Source organism: Nodosilinea sp. LEGE 07088 (assembly GCF_015207395.1).
In the GTDB taxonomy this organism is placed as follows: domain Bacteria; phylum Cyanobacteriota; class Cyanobacteriia; order Phormidesmidales; family Phormidesmidaceae; genus Nodosilinea.
On the sequence record NZ_JADEWX010000186.1, the window covers coordinates 1 to 10,933 of the forward strand.

Annotated in this window: 13 protein-coding genes; 2 read left to right on the forward strand and 11 right to left on the reverse strand. The window is 59.2% G+C overall.

Features of this window, described 5'->3' with window-relative positions:
* Together IQ254_RS26125 and IQ254_RS26130 are read left to right on the forward strand one after the other, a co-directional pair.
* Positions 1–1,447 (forward strand): ATP-binding protein (locus IQ254_RS26125; RefSeq protein WP_228041107.1); only part of this gene is annotated, 1,447 nt, incomplete at its 5' end.
* Positions 1,448–1,735: 288 nt separating this feature from the next.
* Positions 1,736–2,815 (forward strand): serine/threonine-protein kinase, encoded by a 1,080-nt coding sequence (locus IQ254_RS26130; RefSeq protein WP_193969088.1) that lies wholly within the window; start codon positions 1,736–1,738, stop codon positions 2,813–2,815.
* Between the two features lie 189 nt (positions 2,816–3,004).
* On the opposite strand, the gene IQ254_RS26135 is transcribed toward IQ254_RS26130, so the two are convergent.
* The 11 genes from IQ254_RS26135 to IQ254_RS26185 form a co-directional block, all read right to left on the reverse strand.
* Complete coding sequence (locus IQ254_RS26135) at positions 3,005–3,952, reverse strand: alpha/beta fold hydrolase (protein WP_228041108.1); 948 nt, start codon at positions 3,950–3,952, stop codon at positions 3,005–3,007.
* A 56-nt stretch (positions 3,953–4,008) separates the two neighbouring features.
* Positions 4,009–4,239: a hypothetical protein gene (locus IQ254_RS26140; RefSeq protein ID WP_193969089.1), complete on the reverse strand. Its 231-nt coding sequence runs from the start codon at positions 4,237–4,239 to the stop codon at positions 4,009–4,011.
* A complete protein-coding gene (locus tag IQ254_RS26145) occupies positions 4,236–4,799 on the reverse strand; it encodes a hypothetical protein (RefSeq protein WP_193969090.1) in 564 nt (187 codons plus the stop codon). Before IQ254_RS26145 ends, IQ254_RS26140 begins: the two co-directional genes overlap by 4 nt.
* The gene (locus IQ254_RS26150) at positions 4,792–5,958 is read right to left on the reverse strand and encodes an alpha-D-ribose 1-methylphosphonate 5-triphosphate diphosphatase (RefSeq protein WP_255527033.1); all 1,167 of its coding nucleotides are present in this window, start codon (positions 5,956–5,958) and stop codon (positions 4,792–4,794) included. The genes IQ254_RS26145 and IQ254_RS26150 overlap by 8 nt, the downstream gene beginning before the upstream one ends.
* Before the next feature lie 252 nt (positions 5,959–6,210).
* Entirely contained in the window at positions 6,211–7,347 is a 1,137-nt protein-coding gene (locus tag IQ254_RS26155; RefSeq protein WP_193969092.1) for an alpha-D-ribose 1-methylphosphonate 5-triphosphate diphosphatase, read from the reverse strand.
* Positions 7,348–7,365: 18 nt separating this feature from the next.
* Positions 7,366–8,103: a phosphonate C-P lyase system protein PhnL gene (gene phnL, locus IQ254_RS26160; RefSeq protein WP_228041109.1), complete on the reverse strand. Its 738-nt coding sequence runs from the start codon at positions 8,101–8,103 to the stop codon at positions 7,366–7,368.
* Between the two features lie 26 nt (positions 8,104–8,129).
* On the reverse strand, positions 8,130–8,900 hold the full coding sequence (gene phnK, locus IQ254_RS26165; protein WP_193969093.1) for a phosphonate C-P lyase system protein PhnK: 771 nt from the start codon (positions 8,898–8,900) through the stop codon (positions 8,130–8,132).
* A 111-nt stretch (positions 8,901–9,011) separates the two neighbouring features.
* Entirely contained in the window at positions 9,012–9,125 is a 114-nt protein-coding gene (locus tag IQ254_RS33955) for a DUF5615 family PIN-like protein (RefSeq protein WP_193969094.1), read from the reverse strand.
* On the reverse strand, positions 9,122–9,358 hold the full coding sequence (locus tag IQ254_RS26175) for a DUF433 domain-containing protein (protein ID WP_193969095.1): 237 nt from the start codon (positions 9,356–9,358) through the stop codon (positions 9,122–9,124). The genes IQ254_RS33955 and IQ254_RS26175 overlap by 4 nt, the downstream gene beginning before the upstream one ends.
* 62 nt (positions 9,359–9,420) lie before the next feature.
* Positions 9,421–10,011 (reverse strand): Uma2 family endonuclease, encoded by a 591-nt coding sequence (locus tag IQ254_RS26180; RefSeq protein WP_193969096.1) that lies wholly within the window; start codon positions 10,009–10,011, stop codon positions 9,421–9,423.
* A gap of 44 nt (positions 10,012–10,055) precedes the next feature.
* Positions 10,056–10,922, reverse strand: a complete 867-nt coding sequence (locus IQ254_RS26185) for an alpha-D-ribose 1-methylphosphonate 5-phosphate C-P-lyase PhnJ (protein WP_193969099.1) — start codon at positions 10,920–10,922, stop codon at positions 10,056–10,058.
* Between the last annotated feature and the right edge of the window lie 11 nt (positions 10,923–10,933).

Genomic DNA, 10,933 nt, shown 5'->3' on the forward strand with positions numbered 1-10,933 from the left:
AGGGAAGAGGGAAGAGGGAAAAGGGAAGAGGGAAGAGGGAAGAGGGAAGAGGGAAAAGGGAAGGGAGAAGAGCAGCGGCTATGCCTCGCTGGAGGTGCAGAGTAGCGCCGATGTAGAGCTGCTGCCGGTGAAGACGATTCCGGCCCACTTTAGCCAGGTGTATGACGCCAGCGATCGCGACTTTCGGATCATCTTTGGCTGGGAAGACGACCCCCATCGGCGCAACTTTGCCATTGGCCAGCCGATCGACATGGCGGTGCCCGTCTGCCTCGATCTCGATCGCTTTGTGGAGCGCAGCAACGGCATTTTTGGCAAGTCAGGCACGGGCAAATCCTTCCTCACCCGGCTGCTGCTGGCGGGCACTATTCAGCGGGGGGCGGCGGTGAACCTGATCTTCGACATGCACTCTGAGTACGGCTGGGAGGCGGTCAGCGAGGGCAAGCAGTTCAGTACGGTAAAAGGGCTCAGGCAGCTATTTCCCGGCCAGGTGCAGATGTTTACCCTCGACCCCGAGGCTACCCAGCGGCGGGGGGTGCGCGACGCCCAGGAGCTCTACATCAGCTTTGACCAAATCGATGTAGAAGACCTCAACCTGGTGCGGGGCGAGCTAAATCTCTCTGAGGCCAGTCTGGAAAACGCCATCATTCTGCGCAACGAGTTTGGCAAGAGCTGGATCAACCGCCTGCTGACCATGACCAACGAGGAAATTCAGGAATTCTGCGAGACCAAGATGGGCAGCAAGTCGTCGATCATGGCCCTGCAGCGCAAGCTCACCCGCCTGGCCGACATTAAGTATATGAAGGCGGCCAGCGGCACTAACTACATCAGCCAGATTTTGGCTGCGATCGATGAGGGCCAGCATGTGGTGGTCGAGTTTGGCTCCCAGTCGAATATGTTGGCCTACATGTTGGCCACCAACGTTATTGCCCGCCGCATCCACGCCAGCTATGTCAAAAAGGCCGATCGCTTTTTGCAGACCAAAAACGTGGTCGATCGCCCCCGCCAGCTGATGATTACCATCGAAGAGGCCCATCGCTTTCTCGACCCGGCGACGGCGCGGCAGACCATCTTTGGCACCATTGCCCGTGAGATGCGCAAGTACTTTGTCACCCTGCTGGTGGTCGATCAGCGGCCCTCGGGCATCGACAACGAGGTGATGTCGCAGATCGGCACTCGCATTACCGCCCTGCTCAACGACGAGAAAGATATTGACGCCATTTTTACCGGGGTCTCTGGAGGGCAAAGCCTGCGATCGGTGCTGGCCAAGCTCGACTCTAAGCAGCAGGCCCTGGTGCTGGGCCATGCGGTGCCGATGCCCGTGGTGGTGCGCACCCGCCCCTACGACAGCACCTTCTACGCCCAGGTGGGGGCTACCGCCTGGGAAGAATTGCCCGACGACGTAGTGTTTAGGGCCTCAGAGGTCGCTCGTGCCGATTTGGGATTTTAGGGGGGCAGTACCGGCATGGCGAACCCTGGTGAACGTGCTAATCTAAGGTCGAATCGTTGCTGTCAACGTTTTTGATGGCTGTCATTGCTCCAATTTTTTAACCCTGTTAAAAAATTGTTAAGGTGGTGGCAACTAGGCTGCACCGTGGGCTGCTAGTAGGTCTGCAAGTGTTGGCTCATGTTTCTGTACATTTCTTATCGCAGTCCAGTTTTATGGCCGCTTGGCTAGTCGTTAAACTGGGAAACAGGCATCTTCCCCTCTTTTGAGGCCAGGATAGGCAACTTACCTATGGCGAATCCACCCGGGCAATTCCTTGACCGCGCAGCTAACTCCGCGATTATTCAGTATTACCAGTCACATCAGTTATTTCGCGATCGCTATCGTGTGATCAAAAAACTGGGTCAGGGCGGCTTTGGGGTGACCTATCTGGCGCAAAACGCGACGCTGCCCGGTGAGCCCTACTGTGTGATCAAGCAGCTTTGCCCCAAGGCCGGTAGTGAGCTCTCCCTAGAGCGGGCTAAGGTGCGGTTTCGCCGTGAGGCCAGGGTGTTGGCCAACCTGGGTAGCCATTCGCAGATTCCTCAACTGCTCGACTACTTCACCACCGAGGGCGAGTTTTATCTGGTGCAAGACTACGTCCACGGCGAGACCCTGGCCCAGGAAGTGCGCCGCCAGGGGCGGTTGACTGAGGCCCAGGTGAAATATTTTCTGCGCGAAATTATTCCGGTGGTGCGCTTTATACATCGCAACCGGGTGGTACATCGCGACATCAAGCCCCCCAACGTGATTCGTAGCGAGCGCGATCGCCGCCTGGTGCTGATCGACTTTGGGGCCGTGCGCGAGTTTTTGTCGGATATCGATGAGTACGGCTCGGTCAAGGCTCCGGCCACGCAGTTTGTCGGTACCCCCGGCTTTGCCCCGCCTGAACAGCTGGCGCTGCGCCCTTGCTACGGCAGCGATATCTATGCCTTGGGCATGACCTGTCTCTACTTGCTTACCGCCCGCACCCCCATTGAGTTTGACCAAGACCCTCGCACTGGCGGCATTCAGTGGCACCACACGGTGACCGTTAGCCCCCACCTGACGACGGTGCTCGACAAAATGCTGATGCCCGATGCCCAAGATCGCTATGCCTCAGTGGAAGAGCTGGAGCGTGCCCTGGAGCTAGAGCCCCACCTGGAAGCCCTCTCGGGCTGCATGAATACCCGCCAGCGCCCACCCTACGACAATGCTGATACCGATCTCAATGGGGCTACTGATGTCTACCTGACGCCGATTCAGCGGGAGGCCCAGGCCATTCGCAAGTGGCGCACTAAACGCTCTCTGAGCCGGGGCAATCAGGGCCGATCGACTGGGCTACTGCCTTAGCACCTGCGGCGCAAGTTTAGAGCCTATCTCGTTGGGCTAGGGAGCCAAGCGACCCGGAGCAGTGGGCATATTGCAGCTATTGATGACTAGAGCATCGGTACAGTATGGCTAAAAACCCGGTTTCTTTGTCACTACCCCAACGGCGTGACTGGCATTCTGGCCGAGAAACCGGGTTTCTGTACCGGCGTTCTAGTGGCTTGATGCAGCATCTTCGCGGCGGCTGGAGCCTAGCCATGCGGCAATGCGCGCGTTAAACTCGGCGTCAATTTCGTCATAGAGGCAGTGGCCTACCCCTGGCCACACCTCGGTGGTGAGTTGTGGGCTGAGGGTCGCCAGACCTTGGGCTTGGGCTACGGGTACGACCCGATCGCGATCGCCCCACAGCAGCAGCGTGGGCACGGTCAGCGCGGCCACCATCGTTTTGATCGAAGGGCTAAAGCCGGGGTCGGTGCGCGATCGCACCAGATAGCAGAGGGTGCGGGCCGCGCCGCGATCGCCGGGAGGAATCGCAAACAGATCGATCAACTCCTCATCGACCCGCTCGGGTACGGTGTAAATGCCCGCCAGAGCCCGCCGCAGAACGCTGGGACGACGCACGACGGCAAACAGCGATCGCAGCAGCAGCGGGTTTGCCACCAGGCTCTCAATGGTTAGGGCAAGCTTGGCGACCCAGCCGGCTACCAAATCTTCGCGATCGGCCCCCAGGGGCAGGGTGATCAGCGCTAGCTGCCTCACCCAGTCGGCTTGGTTATGGGTAGCTGTCAGGGCCACCAGCGCCCCGAGGGAATGCCCCACCAGTGCCACGGGCTGGCCAATCATCGTCTGGATAAAATCGGTGACCTCGGCGGCCCACAGCTCGGCCCCGTAGAGGGTCGCTGCTTTTTGTGAATCGCCAAAGCCCAGCAGGTCGAGGGCGTAGACCGGAGCCACCTGGCTGAGGGCAGGCAGGTTGTGCCGCCACTGGTTGAGGTTGGCCCCAAAGCCGTGAATCAAAAGCAGCGGTGGCACCGTTGTTTCCTCTGGCCCTGGGTGAAACCAGTAGCGAATGCGCCAGCCCCGCCAGTACCAAAACCGCTGGTAGCCCGCCTGGCTGAGGGTGGAGGGCAGGCTGCTGAGGAGGGTCGGAGGGGTAGACATTGGCGGCGAGAGCAATGGCGAGATTGAGTGCTGAGGGTTAAGGATCACCTCAACTACTACACTGTAGAGCAAAGGCAGGGAACGACCGTTGCGTCGGGTTTTGAGGAATCTAGTGGAAATTGAGGGTAAAACTGGTAAAAAGCCGGACTGCTGCCATGGCGGGCTGCCAGGGTGGCGCATTGCCGGGCATGGGCCAGTTGGCTCACGGCTTCGGCCCCGTACTGGGCCTGACCGCGATCGCGCAGCATCCCAAGCAAATCTTCCAACGTCGGCTGAGTGGGGTTCATCGGGTTGAGGAATGACAGGACAGGGGCCAGCTCTGGTGGCAGATCCAGCGGTTGCCGGGGCGATGTTCGTAGAACCGCAGTTCCCAGCTAACGGGGCTAGCCGGGTTCACGTGGGTCTGGGCCAACTGCTGCAAACGCTGGTTGTGTTCTGGGGCAAAACCATAGGCCAGGCTGAGGTGCAGCCAACTTTTAGAGCGAATGGGCGACTGGCAGGTCGGTGACTCAGCGCGATCGCGAAATCCCCAGGCCAGTTGATGCAGCCAGGGAGACTCTAGCTCTAGCCCATGCCACTCGGGCTTAAACAACATTGCTTTGATGATCACATCGGGCTGTAGGCGCGATCGCTGGGGTTCTGCCAGCAGGTCATTGAGCACCGTGACATAGGTTGCCGCCGTGGCCGGTTCATCCTCAAAAAAGCCGGTCAGGGTGCAGTGGGGCATGTATGGATGGGCCTTGTTGGGGCCGCAGAGCACCGCCGCCTGCTCCAGGTAGGTTTCAATCTGCTCAGCCAGGGGGCCAACTGGGCAGGCATAGAGAATGAATCGCGTCGCCTCAGCCATAGCGGGCCACCTCCCGTCCGCCGATATAGACGGCGCTAATGCCATCGTGAAACTGAGTTTCGGGCCGCAGCAGCAGGGCATCGGCGGCGTAGCCAGGGGCGATCGCCCCTTTGCAATCCCCTAAACCCGCCGCCCGCGCCGGATATTCTGACACCAGTTTCCAGGCCTGGGCCAGCTCCATCAGCCCCAGGGCCACCAGCTTAAACGGGGCATAGAACAGCGAGGGATAGTGGTAGTCAGAGCAGAGACAGTCGAGCACCTGGGCCTCTACCGCATCGGTTACTCCCATATAGCCCACGTGGGAGCCGCCCCGCACCAGGTTTGGTGCCCCCATTAGCACAGCAGCCCCATAGGCGCGGGACTGGGCCGCCAGATCAATGCTGGCGGGGAACTCGGCGATCGCCACCTGCCGCCGCCGACTGGTCGCCACATCTTCTGCCGTTTCGTCATCGTGGGAAGCGACCGGCACCTCTACCTGATGGGCTAGCATAACCAAGTCCTCCAACTGCTGTAGACCCGCCTCTCGCTGATCCATAGCCGCCCTCACAATCGCTCGCACCTCGTCATCCGAAACCTTGATCCGCTGGCGCATGCCCTTGGTGTAGCGATGCAGGCTGTCATCGTCGAGGCTGGGGGGCAGGTGGTCGTTGAGGGAGAGCAAGTTGACCTGGCCCGTTTGCAACCAGTCACAGAGTTCCTCAAAGTGAGCGGTATTGGCCTGCTCATGGCGAATGTGAATGCGGCTGTCGGCCAATAGGGATTTTCCAACCTCCCCGTAGACGTACTCGACAATGCTTCGCGCCGTTGCTCGGCTGCGCAGCCCCGGCTCAAAGGAGTCGGTGATGGAATAGAAGAAGGTGGTGATGCCCGCCGCCAGTAGGGCGCGATCGTTTTCTACCATCGCCATCGGCAAGGGCTGGGTCACCCCTGGGCGAGGGCAAATTTTGCGCTCAAAGGCGTCACCGTGGATATCGACGATGCCCGGTACCAGTCGCAGTCCGGAGACATCCAGCCCGATGTAACCGCTGGGCTTAGGGGTTTGATCCACGGCTACAAAACGGCCCTCGTCAATGAGCACCGTGGCGTCGGAGAGCCAGCCCTGGGGGGTGAGCACATCGGCTCCCTGGAGCGCTAGTTTGGGGGGGGATTGAGTATCCATGGACATCAAGTCGTGGGTAAGTTTTGAGTTTTGAGCTGACCTCAGCTTGGGCTAACACTTTCCCCTCTTGGGAGGGGTGCCCGGAGGGCGGGGTGGGTTAAGACAATGACATCAGAGCAGTCACGCTTTACAAATGAGCTATTCAGTAGTCGAGACAAACCCACCCCTACTCCCCTCCCAGGAGGGGACGATCGGCCTGTTCCCGCACAGTGCAACTCAACTCGAATTTCGGGTTGTCACAATCAAAAGTCATCATGCAATTCGACGCCCCTGGCGCACTACCGCTGTGAGGCGAGGCACGATGCCGTCATCATGAACCTGAATAAAGTCGGCCCGCTTGCCGATCTCTAAGCTGCCGCGATCGCCCCCCAGGCCAATCGCCGTCGCCGGATTGATGGTGAAGGGCTGCATCGCCTCGTAGAGAGGCTTTTGGGTGGTGTGGGCCATCAGAAACATGGCCTGGAGCAGGCTCTGGGGCACGTAGTCCGACGAAATAATGTCCACCAGATCGAGCTCTACCAGCTCCATGGCCGACACATTGCCCGAGTGCGACCCGCCCAGCACCAGGTTGGGCGACCCCATCAAAATCTGAAGGCCCTGGCGGTGGGCTTCTTTAGCGGCCTCCAGGGTGGTGGGAAACTCGGCGATCGCGGCCCCATCGGCTACCGCTTCTTGCACATGATCGATCGTGGCATCGTCGTGGCTGGCCAGGGCAATGGCCTTATCCTGACTGAGCTGCACGAGCTTTTGGCGATTTTCCTGGGCGAACTGCCGCTGGGCGGTCATCCGGTTTTGGATGAAATCTTCAATCTCGTCCTGGGTGACGCCGTGTTTGCCCATGTAGTACTCTTTGTATTTTTCTAGCTGGGCAAACTGGCGCTGGCCGGGGGTGTGATCCATCAGCGAAATCAGGGCCAGCAGGGGATGGTCGGCATAGGTTGCGGCGACCTCGTAGGTTTTGGCATAGCCCAGCTCGCAGCGCAGGTGCAGCCGGTGATCGACCGCAAACCGCCCCGACTCTTGCCCCTGGTGGATGGTGTCGATCATCGGGCCAAACAGCGTCATCCGCATAGACGTGGGGGTGACATCGCCAATGGAAATGGCGTCACACACGGTGGTAATGCCCGCCGCCGCCAGGTCGCGATCGTGGTAGGTGGCGGCAATCTCCAGGGGCCAGCGCACCTTGGGGCGGGGGGAAAGGCGCTGCTCCAGGTTGTCGGTGTGCAGCTCCACCAGCCCCGGCAGCAGGTAGTCGCCGTCGCCGTTTTGTCCCTGGGCTACCACACCGGGCTGAATGTCGGCAATCTGCCCATGCCGCACCACCAGGGTGCCGAGCACCTCCTGGTCGGGCAGTTGCAGGCGATAGTTGGTAAAAATCTGTTCGTTCATGGCGCTCTCAGTCACGGCTTAATTGTCGCCCCCAAACGTTAAGACCCGGTTACAGACCCGCGATCGCACTTCGTCGTCGTGAAAAATTCCGACCAGGGCACACCCCTGCGCCCGGCGTTCTGCCATCAGCTCTATGACGACCTGGCGGTTGGCCGCATCCAGAGCCGAGGTGGGTTCATCCAGCAGCAAGACCGGGTAGTCTACCGCAAAGGCGCGGGCAATGTTGACCCGCTGCTTTTCGCCCCCGGAGAAGGTGGTCGGCGATAGGTTCCACAGCCGCTCGGGCAGATGCAGACGGCTAAACAACTGGCGGATTTTGTCATGGGCCGCCGATTCCTCTACCCCCAGCCGCATCAAGGGCTCTGCCGCCACAGCCAGGGCCGGAACGCGAGGAATCACCCGCAAAAACTGACTGACGTAGCCCAGGGTGGTCTGGCGTACGGCAATCAGGTGGTGGGGTTCGAGCTGGGGTAAATCCACCCATTCCCCCTGGTGGCGCACCCAGATAGAGCCGCAATCGATGCGGTAGTTGGCGTAGAGGGCCCGCATCAAGGTGGATTTGCCCGACCCGGATGGGCCTTGCAGGGCGACACAGTCCCCTGCGGCGACGGTGAGGGAAACGCCCGCTAAGACGGGCAGGGTGACGCCCCCCTGGTTGTGGAGGGTGAAGGTTTTGTGCAGGTTCTCAGCCTGAAGGCGGACGTTGGCTGACGGGATCACTGGGGATGGAGAAGGCTGGGCTGGGGTAAGCATCATTTTGATGGGTGACGTCTGTAGACTGTTCAAGGCACTAGCGTGGCGCTCACCAGCTGCTGCGTATAGGGATGCTGGGGGTCGTCGAGCACCTGATCGGTGAGGCCCGACTCCACCACCTGGCCCTGCTGCATGACCAGCAGGCGATCGGCCAGCAGCCGCACGACGCCGATGTCGTGGGTAACCAGAATGACGCTGAGGTGGAGGGTGTGAACGAGCGATCGCAGCAAATCCAGCAGTCTGGCCTGCACCGACACATCCAGACCGCCCGTGGGTTCATCCATCAGCACCAGTCGGGGGCGGGTGACCAAAATGCGGGCCAGCTGCAGCCGCTGCTGCATGCCGCCGGAGAAGGTGCTGGGCAGATCGTCGAGCCGGGCCTCGGGAATTTCGACCTGGTCGAGCCAGTGGGCGGCTTCGCGGCGAATGTCGCCGTAGTGGCGGGCTCCTACATCCAGCAGGCGCTCGCCGATGTTGGCCCCGGCGGTGACCCGCATTCGCAGACCGTCGCGGGGGTTTTGCTGCACAAAGCCCCACTCGCTGCGCATCAGGCGGCGGCGCTGGGGCTCGGGTAGGGTGCGCAGGTCAAGCCAGTGATCCTGGCGATCGCGGTAGGCCATATCGCCTGCATCTAGGGAGACTTGCCCGGCGATCGCCCGCAGCAGCGTACTTTTGCCCGAGCCTGATTCACCGATGATGCCCAGCACCTGGCCGGGGTAGAGATCGAACGAGATGCGATCGCAGGCCGTGAGCGAACCGTAAGCTTTACTGATTGTTGTAATAGTGAGTAATGGCTGCATTTCAATCACGGAGTTAATTTTTAACAGGCTCAAGCAGGCTCATTATTGATGAATGCCTAATGCCTCTTGACTCAGCTCAACGTAAGCATTTTCTTCTAGAAAATTTCGGCATCATGAGGTTCGATTGCCCGAAGATAATTCTTGGGTGTGAACGACGTCATGGCCACACGATCGCAAAAATCTAGCCAGACACACAGGAAGCTGAGCATCAACAATAAACTTCATGAAGCGATCTTGTAAATGCTTTTAACCTGACTCAGTCGAGTAGCAAAAAGGAGGACAGCATAAATATCTTCCGGCTCCAGATCGTCGTAGTCGTCAAGGATCTCCTCTGTTGTCATGCCAGAGCTCAGCAACTCCAAAATGAACTCAACTGGATATCGCAAGCCACGGATGCAAGGCTTGCCATGGCAAATCTCTGAGTCAAGTGTAATTCGATCTAAAAGGCTGTTTGTCATAAGTTTGATCCTTTGAATTGGCTGTCACAGTTGGCTGGGAGTGTTGGTATAAAACTGTCTTGCTAGGGTTGAACCTCGGCAAGAAACTCTTGCACAGCATCATATTGGTCGGGATGCTCGATGTACTTGAGTAGTAACGTAATATCCAATTCAGGAAAAAACTGACTGGAGCTAGTTTCCTGATATTGCTTGTCCTGAAGCTGAAATATGCGAATCTTGCCACCCTGCCAAAACCAAACCTCAGGAATTTCCAGGGGTAGATAGAGATCCTTCCGGTTGATGCTGCTGCTGGTGACAATGACCTCAATCACTAGGTCTGGCCACTGGCGACGCATGCCAACTGAATAAGACTCGTCTGGTGTGCCCGAGGCATAGCCCTCAGCCTCCAGGGTGAAGCCGCCCCGGCGATAGTGTCGAATTCCTTTCAAGCGCATGTAGGCTTCTAGCAATGCCCCAAGGGTGCTTTTAACCGTCTCGTGGTCATCGCTAATCGGCGACATAATTTCTAATACTCCTCGCAGGTAGGTGAGGTTCACCGCCCGAACGTTCTCTAAATTGGCCTCAATGCCTTTAAACTGCGCCCAGCTCACGCCGTGGAGGGTGACTAATTTCTCTTCAGTTTCTGGGCCGCTTAGCCGGTCTTGAATTTGCATCGGTACATCCCTCGCAGCGATCTCTCAACCTTGCCTGTCTGTTCTTAATCTAGCTTTTTCACCAACAGCGCCTGATCTCTCTGCCGCTGACCGCAGTAGTCCGTATCCGAGCAGATCCACAGCCGACCGCCCTGGTCATCGGTGACCACCTCATCCAGGTAGCTATTCGTCGCGCCGCAAAATTCGCAGGCCCGGTTCCAGCTCTCCACGGTGAAGGGGTAGTCTTCAAAGTCCAGGCTCTTGACCTCGGTGTAGGGGGGCACGGCGTAGATGCGCTTTTCTCGCCCGGCCCCAAACAGCTGTAGGGCGGGGCTCATGTGCAGCTTGGGGTTATCAAACCGGGGGATGGGGCTGGGATTCATCAGATGGCGGTGGTTCACCATTACCGGATAGTCGTAGGCCAGATTGATGTGGCCATAGCGGGTGATGTCTTCGTAGAGGCGCACGTACATGGGGCCGTATTCTTCCAGGGCGTGCATTTTGTTGGCCTCGGTGCGGGAGGGTTCAATGAAATATAGCGGTTCCGGCATGGGCACCTGGTAGACCATAATCTGCCCTGGTCGCAGGGGCGTTTCGGGAATGCGGTGGCGGGTCTGGATCAGGGTGGCCTCGGTGGTGCGCTCGGTGGTGGCGACCCCACACACCCGCTGGAAAAAGCGGCGAATATTGACCGCGTTGGTGGTGTCGTCGGCCCCCTGGTCAATCACCTTGAGGGTGTCGGTGCGGCCAATAACGGACGCCGTCACCTGAATGCCGCCCGTGCCCCAGCCGTAGGACATGGGCATTTCCCGCGAGCTGAAGGGAATTTGATGACCGGGGATGGCGACAGCCTTAAGCAGGGCGCGGCGGATAGAGCGTTTGGTTTGCTCATCTAGATAGGCGAAGTTGAAACCGGAGTCGGGGGTGGGCATGGGGGTGGAGG

Coding starts and splice junctions, on each gene's coding strand:
- IQ254_RS26180 (WP_193969096.1), bottom strand. CDS start 10,011: ATGCAAATTCAAGACCGGCTAAGCGGCCCAGAAACTGAAGAGAAATTA.
- IQ254_RS26150 (WP_255527033.1), bottom strand. CDS start 5,958: ATGGATACTCAATCCCCCCCCAAACTAGCGCTCCAGGGAGCCGATGTG.
- IQ254_RS26145 (WP_193969090.1), bottom strand. CDS start 4,799: ATGGCTGAGGCGACGCGATTCATTCTCTATGCCTGCCCAGTTGGCCCC.
- IQ254_RS26185 (WP_193969099.1), bottom strand. CDS start 10,922: ATGCCCACCCCCGACTCCGGTTTCAACTTCGCCTATCTAGATGAGCAA.
- phnK (WP_193969093.1), bottom strand. CDS start 8,900: ATGCAGCCATTACTCACTATTACAACAATCAGTAAAGCTTACGGTTCG.
- IQ254_RS26140 (WP_193969089.1), bottom strand. CDS start 4,239: ATGAACCCCACTCAGCCGACGTTGGAAGATTTGCTTGGGATGCTGCGC.
- IQ254_RS26135 (WP_228041108.1), bottom strand. CDS start 3,952: ATGTCTACCCCTCCGACCCTCCTCAGCAGCCTGCCCTCCACCCTCAGC.
- IQ254_RS26175 (WP_193969095.1), bottom strand. CDS start 9,358: ATGACAAACAGCCTTTTAGATCGAATTACACTTGACTCAGAGATTTGC.
- phnL (WP_228041109.1), bottom strand. CDS start 8,103: ATGATGCTTACCCCAGCCCAGCCTTCTCCATCCCCAGTGATCCCGTCA.
- IQ254_RS33955 (WP_193969094.1), bottom strand. CDS start 9,125: ATGAAGTTTATTGTTGATGCTCAGCTTCCTGTGTGTCTGGCTAGATTT.
- IQ254_RS26130 (WP_193969088.1), top strand. CDS start 1,736: ATGGCGAATCCACCCGGGCAATTCCTTGACCGCGCAGCTAACTCCGCG.
- IQ254_RS26155 (WP_193969092.1), bottom strand. CDS start 7,347: ATGAACGAACAGATTTTTACCAACTATCGCCTGCAACTGCCCGACCAG.